General features: G+C 76.4%; 15 protein-coding genes. 9 read left to right on the forward strand and 6 right to left on the reverse strand.

The features are described from left to right. The first annotated feature begins 40 nt into the window (after positions 1 to 40). The 7 genes from AAG589_RS08500 to AAG589_RS08530 all read left to right on the forward strand — a co-directional run bounded on the left by AAG589_RS08500 (position 41) and on the right by AAG589_RS08530 (position 6,184). Positions 41 to 877 (forward strand): hypothetical protein, encoded by an 837-nt coding sequence (locus AAG589_RS08500; RefSeq protein WP_430566806.1) that lies wholly within the window; start codon positions 41 to 43, stop codon positions 875 to 877. A gap of 74 nt (positions 878 to 951) precedes the next feature. Further along, a complete protein-coding gene (locus tag AAG589_RS08505) occupies positions 952 to 1,206 on the forward strand; it encodes a hypothetical protein (protein WP_430566807.1) in 255 nt (84 codons plus the stop codon). A 19-nt stretch (positions 1,207 to 1,225) separates the two neighbouring features. Next, the gene (locus AAG589_RS08510; RefSeq protein WP_430566808.1) at positions 1,226 to 2,341 is read left to right on the forward strand and encodes an adenosine deaminase; all 1,116 of its coding nucleotides are present in this window, start codon (positions 1,226 to 1,228) and stop codon (positions 2,339 to 2,341) included. Further along, positions 2,338 to 3,051 (forward strand): deoxyribose-phosphate aldolase, encoded by a 714-nt coding sequence (deoC, locus tag AAG589_RS08515; protein ID WP_430566809.1) that lies wholly within the window; start codon positions 2,338 to 2,340, stop codon positions 3,049 to 3,051. Before AAG589_RS08510 ends, deoC begins: the two co-directional genes overlap by 4 nt. After that, complete coding sequence (locus AAG589_RS08520; RefSeq protein ID WP_430566810.1) at positions 3,048 to 3,722, forward strand: ABC transporter ATP-binding protein; 675 nt, start codon at positions 3,048 to 3,050, stop codon at positions 3,720 to 3,722. Before deoC ends, AAG589_RS08520 begins: the two co-directional genes overlap by 4 nt. Further along, the gene (locus AAG589_RS08525; RefSeq protein ID WP_430566811.1) at positions 3,719 to 5,290 is read left to right on the forward strand and encodes a hypothetical protein; all 1,572 of its coding nucleotides are present in this window, start codon (positions 3,719 to 3,721) and stop codon (positions 5,288 to 5,290) included. The genes AAG589_RS08520 and AAG589_RS08525 overlap by 4 nt, the downstream gene beginning before the upstream one ends. 57 nt (positions 5,291 to 5,347) lie before the next feature. Next, the gene (locus AAG589_RS08530; protein ID WP_430566812.1) at positions 5,348 to 6,184 is read left to right on the forward strand and encodes a siderophore-interacting protein; all 837 of its coding nucleotides are present in this window, start codon (positions 5,348 to 5,350) and stop codon (positions 6,182 to 6,184) included. Here AAG589_RS08530 and AAG589_RS08535 read toward each other — a convergent pair. Further along, the gene (locus tag AAG589_RS08535) at positions 6,171 to 8,039 is read right to left on the reverse strand and encodes a phospho-sugar mutase (protein ID WP_430566813.1); all 1,869 of its coding nucleotides are present in this window, start codon (positions 8,037 to 8,039) and stop codon (positions 6,171 to 6,173) included. The genes AAG589_RS08530 and AAG589_RS08535 overlap by 14 nt on opposite strands. Before the next feature lie 28 nt (positions 8,040 to 8,067). Further along, positions 8,068 to 8,919, reverse strand: a complete 852-nt coding sequence (locus AAG589_RS08540) for a purine-nucleoside phosphorylase (protein WP_430566814.1) — start codon at positions 8,917 to 8,919, stop codon at positions 8,068 to 8,070. Between the two features lie 65 nt (positions 8,920 to 8,984). Here AAG589_RS08540 and AAG589_RS08545 point away from each other — a divergent pair, with 65 nt between their 5' ends. Next, on the forward strand, positions 8,985 to 10,505 hold the full coding sequence (locus tag AAG589_RS08545; protein WP_430566815.1) for an NAD(P)H-quinone dehydrogenase: 1,521 nt from the start codon (positions 8,985 to 8,987) through the stop codon (positions 10,503 to 10,505). On the opposite strand, the gene AAG589_RS08550 is transcribed toward AAG589_RS08545, so the two are convergent. Further along, positions 10,495 to 11,016, reverse strand: coding sequence for an NUDIX domain-containing protein (locus AAG589_RS08550; protein WP_430566816.1), 522 nt, complete (start codon positions 11,014 to 11,016; stop codon positions 10,495 to 10,497). The two genes, AAG589_RS08545 and AAG589_RS08550, sit on opposite strands and share 11 nt — an antisense overlap. A gap of 29 nt (positions 11,017 to 11,045) precedes the next feature. On the opposite strand from AAG589_RS08550, the gene AAG589_RS08555 reads away from it, so the two are divergent. Beyond that, the gene (locus tag AAG589_RS08555; RefSeq protein WP_430566817.1) at positions 11,046 to 12,404 is read left to right on the forward strand and encodes an MFS transporter; all 1,359 of its coding nucleotides are present in this window, start codon (positions 11,046 to 11,048) and stop codon (positions 12,402 to 12,404) included. Between the two features lie 153 nt (positions 12,405 to 12,557). Here the strand turns inward: AAG589_RS08555 and AAG589_RS08560 are convergent, their stop codons facing one another. From AAG589_RS08560 to AAG589_RS08570, 3 genes are all read right to left on the reverse strand, one after another. Then, complete coding sequence (locus tag AAG589_RS08560; RefSeq protein WP_430566818.1) at positions 12,558 to 14,348, reverse strand: acetyl/propionyl/methylcrotonyl-CoA carboxylase subunit alpha; 1,791 nt, start codon at positions 14,346 to 14,348, stop codon at positions 12,558 to 12,560. Positions 14,349 to 14,511: 163 nt separating this feature from the next. Beyond that, positions 14,512 to 15,171, reverse strand: coding sequence for a Maf family protein (locus AAG589_RS08565; RefSeq protein WP_430567175.1), 660 nt, complete (start codon positions 15,169 to 15,171; stop codon positions 14,512 to 14,514). 58 nt (positions 15,172 to 15,229) lie between these two features. After that, the gene (locus AAG589_RS08570) at positions 15,230 to 16,156 is read right to left on the reverse strand and encodes an AEC family transporter (RefSeq protein ID WP_430566819.1); all 927 of its coding nucleotides are present in this window, start codon (positions 16,154 to 16,156) and stop codon (positions 15,230 to 15,232) included. Positions 16,157 to 16,172 lie beyond the last annotated feature (16 nt).

Below are 16,172 nucleotides of genomic sequence, written 5' to 3' on the forward strand. Positions count from 1 at the left end.
GGCCGGCCGGGTGGTGCGTGCGGCGCGGACGGGCGAGGCGGTGGCGCGGACGCTGCGCCTGACGGACGCGCTCGCTGCCGCGGGGGCGTTCGCCGGCCCGCCGCCGGTGCCGCCGCCCGCGGGGCGGTTCGCGCGGCCCGCGACGCCGGACGACCTGCTGCCCGCGCTCGACGCGCTCGACGGTTCGGTGCGGGCGCAGGTGCTCGACCCGCTCGGCCGGGACGTGCCGATGCCTGCCCTGGGACGTCCGCGCACCCTGACGCTCCCCGCCGCGGGCGGCGTGGTCGCCCCGGCCAGGCAGGCCGACGAGCGCACGTGCGGGGCGGCGGTGCTGGCCATGCTGGCGCTCGCGGGGGACCCACGGCGCGCGCTCGAGCTGAGCCGCCGCCCGCCCGGCGCCGCCGCGACGTTCGCCGCGTGGCAGCGCGCGCTGCACGACCGCGCCACCCGGGGGCCCGGAGGCGCGCGGCTGTGGCCCGCCGCCCTCGGCACGCCGCCGTGGGGCGCGGCGGCCGTGGCGCGGTACGGGCGGGTGCGCTACACCCACCGCGTGGTGGGCGGCCGCTCGGCCGCCCGGGTGCTGGTCGCCGCCGCGGAGTCGGCGGCCGCGGGCGTCCCCGTCCCCCTGTACACGGGCGGCGACCTCGCCCACGGCGCGTCGACGGCGGTGCCGCGGCACGTCGTCCTGCTGACGGCCGTCCGGGGCGGCGTCGCGACGATCTACGAGCCGTCGGCGGCGCGGCTGCACGCGGTGCAGCTCTCGGGGCTCGTGGCGGCGGGCGGGGCCGGTGACGGGGAGCCGCGCCTGGTCGCCCCCGCGCTCGGCGGCTGGCCGCACGTCGTGTGGGCGCTGCTGCCTCGCGACGCGCGGGGCTGACGGGCTCCCCTGGCGCGCCGTCGGGTCGGGGGCCACGATGGGAGCGCACCGCCGTCGAGCGAAGGGAGAGCCCCATGAGCACCGTCCCGGACGACGCCTGGCGAGACGCCGGGCTGGAGGACCCCGACGACACCACGAGCCTGGTCGAGGACGCCCTGACGGACGACGCGGCGGCCCCCGACGCCCAGGCGGGCGAGCGCCGGGCGGAGGAGTACCAGCCGCGGCACGCCCGTCCCGACCTGGACGGCGAGGCCGCGGAGGCGGACGTCGTCGAGCAGAGCCAGGAGGTGCCGGAGCCGGACGAGCCCGGCGCCGACGACGCGGGCTGACGGCCGGTAGGTTGGCCCCATGACGCAAGCCCTCGTCGACGTGATCCCTGCCCTGCCCAAGGTGCTCCTGCACGACCATCTCGACGGGGGCCTGCGACCGCAGACCGTGCTCGAGCTCGCCGCCGAGGTGGGACACGAGCTCCCGGCGTCGGACGCCGACGCGCTCGGCACCTGGTTCGTCGAGGCGGCCGACTCCGGCTCGCTGGTGCGGTACCTGGAGACCTTCGACCACACGATCGCCGTCATGCAGACGGCCGACGCGCTGGCCCGCGTCGCGCGCGAGGCGGTCCTGGACCTGGCCGCGGACGGCGTCGTGTACGCCGAGCAGCGCTGGGCGCCCGAGCAGCACCTCGGCCGTGGCCTGACCCTCCCCGAGACGGTCGAGGCCGTGCAGGCCGGCATCGACGAGGGCATCCGCGAGGCGGCGTCGCGCGGGCAGATCATCCGCGTCGGGCAGCTCGTCACCGCGATGCGCCACACGGACGGGTGGCAAGAGATCGCCGAGCTCGCGGTCGCGCACCGCGACCGCGGCGTGGTGGGCTTCGACATCGCCGGTCCCGAGGACGGCTTCCCGCCGTCGCGGCACGCGGAGATCTGGCGCTACCTGGCCGAGCAGGACTTCCCGACCACCATCCACGCGGGGGAGGCGGCCGGGCCGGCGTCGATCGCCGAGGCCGTGCACCTCGGGCAGGCCGACCGCCTCGGGCACGGCGTGCGGATCGTCGAGGACATCACGTTCCACGAGGGCTTCGACGACGACGGCGAGCGCCGCGCCGAGCTCGGCCGGCTGGCGCACTGGGTGCGCGACCACCAGATCGCGCTCGAGGTGGCGCCCGTCTCCAACCTGCAGACGGGGGCCACGACGGCGACGTCCGTCGCGGACCACCCGATCACCCGCCTCAAGGAGCTGGACTTCGCGGTCACGCTCAACACGGACAACCGGCTCATGTCCCGCACGTCCATGAGCAACGAGATGACGAGGCTCGTCACCGAGGCGGGCTGGACGATCGACGACCTGGCGGACGTCACGCTGACCGCCGCGTGGAGCGCGTTCATGCACCACGACGAGCGCCGCGCCCTCGTCGACGACGTCATCCTGCCGGGGTACCAGCAGGTCGAGGGAGCGCAGCGATGACCGACCGGAGCCTGCCTGCCGACCCGATCGCGCTCGCGGGGTACGTGGACCACACGCTGCTCAAGCCGGAGGCGACCACCGCCGACGTCACCGCCCTGGTCGAGGAGGGCGCCCGGCTCGGGGTGTTCTCGGTCTGCATCTCGCCGACGTTCGTCGCGCACGCGGCACGCGTCGCCGCCGGGCGCCTCGCCGTGGCGACGGTGTGCGGCTTCCCCTCGGGCAAGCACGTCAGCGCGGTCAAGGCGGCGGAGGCCGCCCGGTCCGTGGCCGACGGCGCCGACGAGGTGGACATGGTGATCGACGTCGGCGCGGCCAAGGAGGGCGCGTTCGACGCCGTCCGGGCCGACGTCGCGGCCGTGCGCGCCGCCGTCCCCGACGGGCACCTGCTCAAGGTGATCATCGAGTCCGCGACGCTGACCGACGACGAGATCGTCGCCGTCTGCCGGGCCGCGCAGGGCGCGGGCGCCGACTTCGTCAAGACGTCGACCGGGTTCCACCCCGCGGGCGGCGCGTCCGTGCACGCCGTGGAGCTCATGGCCGCCACCGTGGGCGACGCGCTGGGGGTCAAGGCCTCGGGCGGGATCCGCACGCTGGACGACGCGCTCGCGATGATCGGCGCCGGGGCCACGCGGCTGGGGCTCTCCGGGACCGCGGGCGTGCTCGCGGGCTTCTCCGGCGGGCGGGCGCCCGCCGGGGGCAGCGGCTATTGAGCGGCCGGGCGGCCGCTGAGCCGCTCGTCGACGTCCGCGAGGCGTCCCGCACGCACGGGACGGTGCAGGTCCTCGCGCCCACCTCGCTGAGGCTCGGGCCCGGCGAGGCGGCCGCCGTCGTCGGGGCCAACGGCAGCGGGAAGTCCACGCTGCTGCGGCTGGTCGCCGGCAAGGACGAGCCCACCTCGGGCGAGGTGCGCGTGCTCGGCCTCCCCGCGGGCAGGGCGCGGCTGCGGCGGCGCGAGGACGTGGCGCTGCTGCTCGGCGGCCTGTCCGCGTACCCGGACCTCACCGTGGCCGAGCACCTGCGGCTCGTCGCGTCCGCGTGGGCCGGGCGGCATCCCGGTCCGGACGTCGAGGCGGCGCTCGCGGCGGCCGAGCTCGACCGGGTGCGCGACCAGCTCCCCGGGGAGCTGTCGTCGGGGGAGGGGCAGATGTTCGCCCTGGCGACGACGCTCTACCGGCCGGCCCGCCTCGTGCTCCTCGACGAGCCGGAGCAGCGGCTCGACGCCCGCTGGCGCGCGGTCGCCCGGCGCCTCCTCGCCGGCGCCCTCGACGCCGGCCGGGCCCTGCTCGTCGCCACGCACGACCCCGACCTGCGCGCCGACCTCGCCCGACGGGGCCAGGAGGTCGAGCTCGCGGCGCCGGGTCCGCAGCGACGGGCGTCGTGACCGGCGCCCCGGGGCTCGCGGCCGGGCACGTGGACGACGGCAGCCGCGTGCCCTACCCGCGCTGGCGGCGGTGGGTCGCGTCGCAGCGGCGCCGGACGCTCGTCGCGCGGGCGGCGGAGTCCGGCGGCGACCCGCACGACCGGGTGTACCTCGGGTACGGGGTGGTGCTGCTCGCCCTGGTCTACGGCCCGATCCTGTGGAGCGCGCTCGCGCAGGCCGTCGCCGCGGTGCCGTCGCTCGGGGTGGACGGCGGGACGGGCGGCCGGGCGACCGTGCTCGTCGCGGGGACGGCGCTGGCGCTCGGCGTCGCCGCCCTGGCCGGCCTCGCCGCGGCCCGGGCGGGGGGCCCGCTGTGGACCAGCCCCGCCGAGGCGGCCTTCGCGCTGTCCGGCCAGTTCCGCCCGCGCGACGTCCTGCGCCGCCGCGCCCTCCTGCTCGCGGCGGGTGCCGCGGCGCTGGGCGCGTTCGCCGCGACCGCTGCCGCCGCGGGGCTCGCGGGCGGCCCGGCCGCCGCCGAGCCGGGGGCGCTGCTCGTCGCGGGCGCCGGCGCCGCGCTGCTGGCGCAGGTGCCGCTGGCGGTGGGGGCGGGGGCGCAGGCGCCGGGGCGGCGGCGCGCCGCGGTCGGCGTCACCGTGCTGCTGCTGGCCGTCGGCGTCGTGGCGGCCCTGGCCGCGCGGGCGCCCGCGGCGCTCGAGGCGCCGGGACCCGCTCCGACCGGGACAGGAGCCGCCCTCGCGGGCGCGGCGCTGGCCGCCGTCGTCGGCCTGGCGTCGGCCTGGCTGGTCGTGCGCGTGCTGCCGGACGAGCTGGACGTCGACCGCGCGGCCGCGGGCCAGGCGCGCACCGTGACGGCCGGGCGGGGCCTCGTCGGCGGCGACTCCGGGGCGGTGTCGGACGTGCTCGGGCCGCGGGCGTACGCCGGCCGTGCGGCGCGGCTGCCCGCCCGGCTGCTGCGCCGCGCGCCCCTGGTGGCGAGGGACCTGCTCGGGCAGCGCCGTCGCCCCGCCGCCGCCGCGGCGTCGCTCGTGGCCGGGATCGCCGGGGCCCTGCTGGTACGCGTCGGCGCGGACGGCGGCCCGGCGCTCGCGACGGCGGCCGGTGCGCTGGTGCTCTACGCCGCGGCGCGCACCTGGTCGGGCGGCCTGCACGCGTTCGCGGCCCAGCCGTCGCCCGGCGCGCTGCTGCCCGGCACCGCGGGGCGCGCCGTCGCCGGGCACGCGGTGGTGCCCGCCGCGGCCGGGCTGCTGGTCGCCGTGGCGGGCGCCGCGGGGGCCGGGGCGGACGCGCTCGTCGCGGTGCTCGTCGTGACCGGGCTGGCGCTCGGCGCGCAGGTCTGGGTGGCCGGGGCGACGGCGGCGCCGCCCGGGCTGTTCACGCCGATGATGACCCCGAACGGCGACATGTCGATGCTCGTGCTGGGCGCGTGGTACCTGCGCGGGTGGCTCGTGGTGGCCGGGGCCGCGTGGGTGCTGCACCGCGCGGACCACGGTGCGGCGGCGTCGGTGGCCGTGCTGGTGCTTGCCGCGGGCCTCGCGGCGGCCGGGGTGCGGCGGTTCGCCCGGGCCTGACGGGTGAGCGACGTCACAGCCGGACGTGAGCGGCAGAGAAGTTAGGCTCGCCTCACCATGACCGACACGCAGCCCCAGGCCCCCGCCGGCCCGCCCGCCCGCAAGCGCACCCCTCGGCACGCGACCGTCACGGCCGTCCGCCGGATCACCCCGCACCTGGTGCGGGTCACGATCGCCGGCCCGGAGCTCACGGCGCTCGAGCCCACCGGCCACACCGACACCTACGTCAAGCTGGTGCTCGGCGAGCTGGCCGACGGGCGCCCCCTGCTGCGCGCCTACACGGTGCGCGCGCGCCGGGACGCGGACGTCGCCGGCTCGGGCGAGGTCGAGTGGGACCTCGACCTCGTGGTGCACGGCGACGAGGGCGTGGGCGGCCCGTGGGCGACGGGGGTCCGGCCGGGCGAGGAGGTCACCTTCCTGGGCCCGGGCGCCGGCTACGCGCCGGACCCGGAGGCGCCCTGGCACCTGCTCGTGGGCGACGACGCCGCGCTCCCCGCGATCGCCGCGTCGCTCGAGGCGCTCCCGGTCGGCGCCGTCGCGCACGCGGTCGTCGAGGTGCCCGGCCCCGAGGACGAGCAGCCGCTGGCGACCGCCGCCGACCTCGCGATCACGTGGGTGCACCGGGGCGGCGGGGCCGGCCTCGCCGACGCCGTGCGCGCCGCGCACGCCGCCGGGTCGTTCCCGGCGGGCGCGCCGCACGTCTTCCTGCACGGCGAGGCGGGCATGGTGCGCGACCTGCGCCGCTGGGTCCGCGCCGAGCTCGGCGTGCCGCGCGAGCTGCTGTCGGCGTCCGGCTACTGGCGCCGCGGCAGCGACGACGAGCACTGGCGCGCGCACAAGCGCGACTGGGCCGCCGCCGTCGAGCAGGACGACGCCGCCCTCACCGCGGGGTGAGCCCGAGCGCCGACCCCAGGTCGTCCTTGATCCGGTCGAGCTTCCGGTGCGCGGCGACGCGCAGCCGGCCGACGTCGATCGCCGACGCGTCGGGGGCCACGGGCTCCACGACCTCGAGGTAGCACTTCACCTTCGGCTCGGTGCCGCTGGGGCGGACGACGACGCGCGTGTCGTCGGCGCCGAGCAGCACGATGCCGTCGGTGGGCGGCAGCCCGTCGACCCCGTCGGACAGGTCGAGCACCTCGGCGACACCCGCCCCCGCCAGCGTGCGCGGCGGCGCCGTGCGCAGGCGCGCCATCGTCGCCGGGATGCGGTCCAGGTCGTCGAACCGTACGGAGAGCTGGTCGGTGACGAACAGGCCGTTCTCGCGGGCGACGTCGTCGAGGGCGTCCACCAGGGTGCGGCCGGCGGCCTTCTCCCGGGCGGCGAGCAGCGCCACGAGCACCGCGGTGCTGAGCCCGTCCTTGTCGCGCACGTGCGCCGGGTCGACGCAGTAGCCGAGCGCCTCCTCGTACCCGAACACCAGCCCCGGCGTGCGGGAGATCCACTTGAAGCCCGTGAGGGTGGTCGCGTGCCCGACGCCGTAGCGGACCGCGATCGAGGAGAGCGCCCGCGACGACACGACCGAGGAGGCCACGACCGGGCCCACGCCGGAGCCGTCGGGCGCGGGGACCTCGCCGCGCGCGATGCGGCGCACCGCCTCGCGGCCCAGGAGAGCGCCCACCTCGTCGCCGTGCAGCATGCGCCACCCGTGCGAGCGGGCGGTCTCCGCGCCCTGGTGCGTGCCGTGGCTCGGGTCGTACACGGCGACCGCGCACCGGTCGGCGTCGGGGTCGTTCGCGATGACGACGTCGGCGTGGGCCTCCGCGAGCGCGACCGCCATGTCGATGGCCCCGGGCTCCTCCGGGTTGGGGAACCGGACCGTGGGGAACGCCGGGTCGGGGTCGAGCTGCTCCTCCACGGGCAGCACCCGCGTGAACCCGGCGTCGGCCAGCACGCGGGCGAGCACGCGCCCGCCGACGCCGTGCAGGGAGGTCGTGACGATGCGCAGGGCCGCCCGCTCCTGCGGCCCGGTGGACGTGCCGGCGCGCTCGGCCAGGTCGTGCACCGACGCGACGTACGCGTCCACCACCTCGCGCCCCAGGACCCGCCAGCCGGACTCGACCCGCGGGACGCCCGACGGCGGTCCCGCGGCGGCGATGGCCTCGGCGATGCGGGTGTCGTGGGGCGGCACGATCTGCGCCCCCTGCCCGGTGTCCGTCACGACCCGCCCGCCCAGGTAGACCTTGTAGCCGTTGTCCTGCGCCGGGTTGTGGCTGGCGGTGACCATGACGCCCGCGTCGGCGTCCAGGTGGCGCACCGCGAACGCGAGCACCGGCGTCGGCAGGGCCGAGGGCAGCAGCAGCACCTCGTGGCCCGCGGCGGTGAGCACGGCGGCGGTGTCCGTCGCGAACGTCGACGACCGGTCGCGGGCGTCGTAGCCGACCACGACGCGCCCCGCCACCCCGGGGCCCAGCACGGACGTGAGGTAGGTGCCGAGCCCGGAGGCCGCGGTCGTGACGACGGCGCGGTTCATCCGGTTCGGGCCGGGCGCCATCGCGCCGCGCAGGCCCGCGGTGCCGAACTGGAGCGTGCCCGCGAACCGGTCGCGGAGCAGCCCGACGGCGTGCTCCCGCGTGCTCGGGCGCTCGGACGAGGTCTGCTGCGCGAGCCGGGCCAGCTCCGCCTTGTCGTCGTCGTCGACGTCGTAGCGGATCCAGCGCTCGACCGCGTCGAGCAGCGTGGCCAGGTCGGGCGTCGCCGCGGCCGGCTCGTAGGCGGGGTCGTCGGTGTCCAGGCTCGTTCCTGAGCTCATCATTGACCTCCTCGTTGCGGTGCTCGGCTCACAGTGCGGTGACGATGCGGGCGAGCAGCTCGCTGATGCGCGGGCCGGCGGCCTGGCCGGCCTCCAGCACCTCCTCGTGCGACAGCGGCTGCGGGCTGATGCCCGCGGCGAGGTTCGTCACGAGGGAGACGCCGAGCACCTCCATGCCCGCGTGCCGGGCGGCGATGGCCTCCAGCGTGGTCGACATGCCGACCAGGTCCGCGCCCATGAGGCCCGCCATCTTCACCTCGGCCGGGGTCTCGTAGTGCGGCCCGCGGAACTGCGCGTACACGCCCTCGGGCAGGTCGGGGTCCACCGACCGGGCGATCTCGCGCAGGCGCGGCGAGTACAGGTCGGTGAGGTCGACGAACGTCGCGCCCTCGAGCGGGGACGCGGCGGTGAGGTTGATGTGGTCGCGGATGAGCACCGGCTGGCCGGGCCGCCACGCGATGTGCAGGCCCCCGCAGCCGTTGGTGAGCACGACCGTCTCGCAGCCGGTGGCGGCGGCGGTGCGGACCCCGTGGGCGACCCGGCGCACGCCCTTGCCCTCGTAGAGGTGGGTGCGGCCGCCGATGACGAGCGCGTGCCGCACCGAGCCGTCGGGCCGCTCGACCCGGACCGAGCGGGTGGTCGCGGCGTGCCCCACCACGGCCGGCTTCGCGAACCCGGGGATCTCGTGCGTGGGGATCTCCGCCACGACGTCGCCGACCAGCTCGGCGGCGCCGCCCCAGCCGGACCCGAGCACCAGGGCCACGTCGTGGCCGGGCACCCCCGTGGCCTCGGCGATGTGGTCGGCCGCGGCGCGGGCGACGTCGAACGGGTCGGTGGTCGGGTCGTCGAGGTCCCCGACGCTGCGGCTCGTGGTGCTCATGGTCCCGAGGGTAGTCCGGGGCCGGGACCGCCGCCGCGCCGGCGCAGGGCTGACACAATGTCCCCGTGCCCTCCGTGAACACCCCTTCCCCGGACACCGCGCCGGCCGCCACCGACAGCCCGGCCTCCACCGTCGCCCCCACCCCCGGCGTCCCCGAGACCGACCCGCGCACCCCCCACGTCGTCGTCGTCGGCGGCGGCCCCGGCGGCTACGAGGCCGCCCTCGTGGCCCGCCGGCTCGGCGCCCGCGTCACCGTCGTCGAGCGGCAGGGCCTGGGCGGCGCCGCGGTCCTCACCGACGTCGTGCCCTCCAAGACGCTCATCGCCACCGCCGAGTGGTTCACCACGGCCGAGCAGGGCCCCGAGCTGGGCGTGCGCGGCGCGGCGCCCGCGGGCGAGCGCCGCGACCTGGTCGACCTCGAGGCCGTGAACGCCCGGGTGCTCGCGCTCGCCGACGCGCAGTCGCGCGACATCCACGCGCGCCTCGAGCGCGAGGGCGTCGAGATCGTCGCCGGCACCGGCCGGCTCGACGGGCCGTCGCGGGTCGTCGTCGACGCAGGTCCCGGCACGGGCGCGGGCAGCACGTCGCTCGACGCCGACACCGTGCTCCTCGCCATGGGCGCGACGCCCCGCACGCTGCCCACCGCCGTCCCCGACGGCGAGCGGATCCTCACGTGGACGCAGCTCTACGGCCTCACCGAGCTGCCCGAGAGGCTGATCGTCGTCGGGTCCGGCGTCACCGGCGCCGAGTTCGCGGGCGCCTACCAGGCCCTCGGCTCGCAGGTCGTGCTGGTCTCGTCGCGCGACCGGGTGCTGCCCGGCGAGGACATGGACGCGGCCGAGCTGCTCGAGGGCGTCTTCCGAGCCCGCGGCATGACCGTCATGTCGCGCTCGCGGGCGGCGTCCGCCGTGCGCACCGAGGACGGCGTCGCGGTCACGCTCACCGACGGCCGCGTGGTCGAGGGCTCGCACGTGCTCATCGCCGTCGGCGGGGTCCCGTCCACCGCCGGCATGGGGCTGGAGGAGGCGGGCGTCCGCCTGTCGGCGAGCGGGCACGTCGAGGTGGACCGCGTGTCGCGCACCTCCGTGCCCGGGGTGTACGCCGCAGGCGACTGCACCGGCGTGCTGCCCCTCGCGTCCGTCGCGGCCATGCAGGGACGCATCGCGATGTCGCACGCGCTGGGCGACGCCGTCGCGCCGCTCAAGCCGGGCCGCGTCGCCGCCAACATCTTCACCGCCCCGGAGATCGCCACCGTCGGGCTCAGCGAGGCGACGCTCCGCGAGCGCGGCTACCGGTACGTCACGACGACCCTGCCGCTCGCGCGCAACCCGCGCGCCAAGATGCTGGGCATGCGCGACGGCTTCGTGAAGCTCTTCGCCCACCCCGACGCCGGCGTCGTGCTCGGCGGCGTCGTCGTGGCGCCGCGGGCGAGCGAGCTGATCTTCCCGATCACCCTCGCGGTCGCGCACCGGCTCACCGTGGACGACGTCGCGGACTCCTTCACCGTCTACCCGTCGCTGTCCGGGTCGGTCGCCGAGGCCGCGCGCGTGCTGCACGGCCAGTCGGGGGAGGGGCTCAGCGCCTGACGTCGTCGAGCCGGGCGCGCAGCAGGGGCCACGCCGTCGCGAACGCGGGCAGCAGCGGGAGCCCGGCCACCTCGTCGACCGGGACCCACCGCACCTCGAGGCTCTCCGGGTCGGCCGCGGCGGGCGAGACGTCGGCGCCCGGCACGACGTCCGCGAGCACGGTCGTGTAGGCCCACGGGCCGTGGTCGAGGACGTGCGTGCCGAGCACGTGCACCGCACGCGGCTCGACGGCGGCCTCCTCGAGGCTCTCCCGCAGCGCCCCGTCGACCGGCGTCTCGCCCGGCGCCAGCGCGCCGCCCGGCACGCCCCACGTGCCGCCCTGGTCCGACCAGACGGCGCGGTGCTGCAGGACGACGTCGGTGACGGGGCCGGTGGTGGGGGAGGACGCCCGCCGCGCGAGCAGCAGCCCGGCCGCCCCGTGCAGGCCCCAGTGGCGGTGGTCGCCGCACGTCACCCAGCCGTCCCCGGGGTGCCGGTGGAGCGTCTCGCGCGGGGGAAAAGGGCTGGGCACGCCGTCAGGCTACAGGCGACGATGGCACGGTGAGCGCGCACGGCACCGATGAGTTCCCCGACCCCGCGGCGTCATCCAGCACCATGAACGACGACAGGGACGACGACATGCCCGGCTGGAAGCGGAACGTCGCGATCTTCCTCACCGGCCAGACGATCTCGCTGCTCGGGTCGATGCTGGTGCAGTTCGCCGTGATGTGGCACCTGACGATCGTCACGCAGTCGGGGTCGGTGCTGATGCTCAGCATCGTGTTCGGCATGCTGCCGCAGGCGTTCGTGTCGATCTTCGGCGGGGTGTGGGCCGACCGGCACTCCCGCAAGCTGCTGATCATCGGCGCGGACAGCGCGATCGCGACCATCACGCTCGCGCTGGCGCTGCTCATGCTGTCCGGCGTCGACGACCTGTGGCTGATCTACGTGGCGCTGGCCGTGCGCTCCACGTTCGCCGGGATCCAGACGCCCGCGGTGAACGCGATGGTGCCGCAGATAGTGCCCGCGCCGCAGCTCATCCGCGTCAACGGGATCAACCAGTCCATCCAGTCCGGGATGATGCTGCTCGCCCCCGTGGTCGCCGCGGCGATCTACGCGAGCTTCGACATCGTCGCGGTGTTCTTCGTGGACGTCGTCACGGCCCTGGTCGGCGTGGGGATGCTGCTGCTGGTCACCGTGCCGCGGCTGGTGCGGCGCGACGAGGCCGGGACCGCCGCGGACGACGTCGTGCCGGAGAAACCGAGCTACTTCGGCGACCTGGCCGCCGGCGTCCGCTACGTCCGCGGGCACGGCGCCGTGAAGTGGCTCATGACGATCTTCGCCACCACGATGGTCCTCATCGGCGCGCCGTCCTACCTCACGCCGCTCATGGTGACCCGGACGTTCGGCGAGGAGGTCTGGAAGCTCACCACCAACGAGGTGTTCTGGGCGGCCGGCATGCTCGCGGGCGGGCTGGCGATGGCGGTGGTGGGGACGCGCGTGACGAACCGCGTCCTGCTCATCGTCGGGAGCACCCTCGCGGCCGGCGTCTTCACCGTCGGTCTGGGCCTGTCCACCCACCTGTGGGTGTTCTTCGGCCTCGGGCTGCTCGTGGGAACCACGTTCACGCTCATGTCCGCCCCGAGCATGGCCATCCTGCAGGAGACCGTGGAGCCCGAGATGCAGGGCCGCGTGTTCGGCTTCGTCGGCATCGTCATGACGGTCGCGATGCCGCTGAGCATGGTCGTGTTCGGGCCGCTCGCCGACCGCTACTCCGTGCAGGTGCTGCTCGTCGTCGCCGGGACGCTGCTCGTGGCCTTCGTCGCGGCGGTGCTGTCCGTCCCGTCCGCGCGGCGCTCGCTCGCCGCCATCGCCCGTCCCGCCGAGCCCGTCGACGCGGTCCCCGAGACCACGAGGTAGTCCGAGGGCTGCCGAGGTAGTTCAGCTCCCCGCGAGGTAGTTCGAATCCTGCTGAGGTAGTTCGGGCTGGGCCCGTGCCGAACTACCTCGCGGGGAGCTGAACTACCTCGGCACGATCTGGACTACCTCGGCAGGGTTCGGACTACCTCGGCGTCAGTCGACGATCTCGCAGATGGCGGCGCCGGCGGTGACGCCGTCGCCGGGGGCGGCGGACAGCGACCGCACGGTGCCGGCCTTGTGCGCCAGCAGCGGCTGCTCCATCTTCATGGCCTCGAGCACGACGACGAGGTCGCCCTCGGCCACCTGGGCGCCGTCCTCGACGGCGACCTTGACGATCGTGCCCTGCATCGGCGAGGCGAGGGTCGCGCCGCTCGCGGCCGACGACGAGCGGCCGTTGCCGCGGCGGGCGGGACGGCGGGCGGCGTTCGCGCGGCGGGCGCGACCGGCGGCCACGCCGAGCCCGGCGGGCAGCACGACCTCGAGGCGGCGGCCGCCGACCTCGACGACGACGCGCTCGGCCAGCTCCTCGGACGGCTCCTCGGCGTCGGGCGCGGGGGCCGGCGCGGCGGGGGCGAGCCTGCCGAGCTCGTCCGCGAAGTCCGTCTCGATCCAGCGGGTGTGCACCCGGAACTCCGTGCCGTCGGACGGGACGAAGTCCTCCGCCTCCATCACCGCGCGGTGGAACGGCACGACCGTGGGGATGCCAGCGACCTCGAGCTCGCGCAGCGCGCGCCGGGCCCGCTGCGCCGCCTGCTCGCGCGTCGCGCCGGTGACGATCAGCTTGGCGATCATCGAGTCGAACGCGCCCGAGATCGTGTCGCCCTCCACCACGCCGGTGTCGACGCGCACGCCCGGGCCCGACGGCCAGCGCAGCGTGGTCACCGTGCCGGGGGAGGGCAGGAAGCCCGCGGCCGGGTCCTCGCCGTTGATGCGGAACTCGAACGAGTGGCCGCGCGGCGTGGTCGAGTCGTAGTCGAGCGGCTCGCCGGCCGCGATGCGCAGCTGCTCACGGACCAGGTCGATGCCGGTGACCTCCTCGGTGACCGGGTGCTCCACCTGGAGGCGGGTGTTGACCTCGAGGAACGACAGGGTGCCGTCCGTCCCGACGAGGAACTCGCAGGTGCCGGCGCCCACGTAGCCGGCCTCCGCGAGGATGGCCCGCGACGCGCGGTCGAGCTCGGCCTCCTGCTCCGGGGTGAGGAACGGCGCGGGGGCCTCCTCGACCAGCTTCTGGTGGCGGCGCTGCAGGGAGCAGTCACGCGTGGAGACCACGACGACGTTGCCGTGCGTGTCCGCCAGGCACTGCGTCTCGACGTGCCGCGGCCGGTCGAGGTACCGCTCGACGAAGCACTCGCCGCGGCCGAAGGCGGCGACGGCCTCGCGCACCGCGGACTCGTACAGCTCGTCGATCTCGTCGGCGGCGCGGGCCACCTTGAGGCCGCGGCCGCCGCCGCCGAACGCCGCCTTGATGGCGATGGGCAGCCCGTGCTCCGCGGCGAAGGCGTGCACCTCGTCCGCGCCCTGGACCGGGTCGGCGGTGCCGGGCACCAGCGGGGCGCCGGCGGCCTGCGCGATGTGCCGCGCGCTCACCTTGTCGCCGAGGGACTCGATCGCCGCGGGGGGCGGGCCGATCCACACCAGGCCCGCGTCGAGCACGGCCTGCGCGAACTGCGCGTTCTCCGACAGGAAGCCGTAGCCGGGGTGCACCGCGTCCGCGCCGGAGCGGCGCGCGACGTCGAGCAGCTTCTCGACGTCGAGGTAGGTGTCGGCGGCGCGCTGGCCCTGCAGCGCGAACGCCTCGTCGGCGAGCCGGACGTGCAGCGCGTCCCGGTCGGAGTCGGCGTAGACGGCGACGGAGGAGATCCCGGCGTCGGTGCAGGCACGGGCGATGCGGACGGCGATCTCGCCGCGGTTCGCGACGAGGACCTTGCTGATGGTGGGCACGGCTCACGGTAACGCGTGCGCCGCCGTGCTCCGGCACCCGCGCGACGCCCGCGAGGAAGTCTGTGCCCGGTACCAACGACGATCCGGGCCGTTTGGAGGATCCCACATGGACCCGGCGGCAACGGGGTGTCGGAGGGTGTCCCTGTTGGTGGTTTCGGCAGCCTCAGCGGGGGTCGCGGAGCGAGCGCCAGGGCACGTCCAGCTCGCCCAGCAGCTCCCGCAGCAGCGGCAGGCTCAGCCCGACGACGCCGTGGTGGTCGCCCTCGATCCGGTCCACGTACGGGCCGCCGAGCCCGTCGATCGTGAACGCGCCCGCCACGTGCAGCGGCTCCCCGGTCGCGACATAGGCGTCGATCTCGTCGTCGTCGACGTCGGCGAAGTGCACGGTGGTGGACGACGTCGCGCCGAGCGTGCCGCCCGTGCCGCCGTCCTCGGCGTCGCGGAGGTCCACGAGCCAGTGGCCGGTGTGCAGCACGGCCGCGCGGCCGCGCATCGCGCGCCAGCGGCGCCGGGCGTCCTCCGCGTCGGCGGGCTTGCCCAGCACCTCGTCGTCCAGCTCGAGCATCGAGTCGCAGCCGAGCACGAGGGCGGACGCCTCGTCCTCGGCGTCGTCCTCGAGGCGGGCGCTCACGGCCTCCGCCTTCGCCTGGGCCAGCACCAGCACGGCGTCCGCCGGCTCGAGGTCGTCGCCGAATCCGGCGCGCGCGGCGTCGAGCACGGCGGGCTCGTCGACGTCGGACACGACGACCCGGGGCGTGACGCCGGCCGCGGCGAGCGTGGCGAGGCGGGCGGGGGACTGCGAGGCGAGGACGAGGCGGGTGATCGCGGGCACGCACGCACCCTACCGACCGGACCTCCTGGACCAGGCGCCGGGAGGGAGGTCAGCCCGTGTGCAGCAGCAGGCTCGACACCAGCAGGACCACCGGCGAGGCGACGGTCGTGGCCAGGATCGTGTCGCGGGCGAGCAGCTCGCCCGTCCGGAAGCGCGCGGCGTAGTTGTACACGTTCTGCGCCACCGGCAGCGCGGCGAGCGTCACCGCCGTGGCGACCGCGGCGGCGTCGAGCCCGAACGCGTAGCGGGCGAGGACGAACGCCACCGCCGGCATGACCACCGCCTTGAGCAGGGACGCCACCACGACCGCCGACCGGCCGCCGGGCTGCTGGAACGGACGCGAGCCGTGCAGCGACATCCCGAAGGCGAGCAGGATCATCGGCACGGCCGCGCCGCCCAGGATCTCAAGCGGCGCGAGCACCGGCGCCGGGACGCTCCACCCCGTCAGCGAGACGACGGCGCCCGCGAGCGAGCCGAGGATGATCGGGTTGCGCACCGGCTGGGCCAGCACGAACCGCACCGACACCCGCCCCGACGTCTGGGCGTCCAGCACCAGCAGGGTCACGGGGGCGAGGATCAGCAGCTGCAGCAGGATCACGGGCACGACGGCGGCGGGGTCGCCCAGCACGTAGACCGCCACGGGCAGCCCGATGTTGTTGGCGTTCACATAGCCGGCGGAGACGGCGCCGATCGTCGCCTCCCCGGCGGGCCGGCGCAGCCACACGAGGTTGACGACGACGAACACCGCGGCCACGGCCACGGCGGAGATCGCCTGCACCAGCAGGGGCGCCTGGAAGAGCTCGCCGACGTCGGCGTCCGCGATGACCGTGAACAGCAGCGCGGGGCTGGCGACGAAGAACCCGATGCGATTGAGCGCCGTCTGCGCGTCGGGGCCGCCGAGGCGCAGGCGCGCCGCGACGTAGCCGACCGCGATGACGACGCCGATGATCGCGAAGCCGGTGAGGATGCCTTCCATGCTGGACCAGGTGCCG

It is taken from the genome of Isoptericola sp. F-RaC21 (genome assembly GCF_038593535.1).
In the GTDB taxonomy this organism is placed as follows: Bacteria; Actinomycetota; Actinomycetes; order Actinomycetales; family Cellulomonadaceae; genus Isoptericola.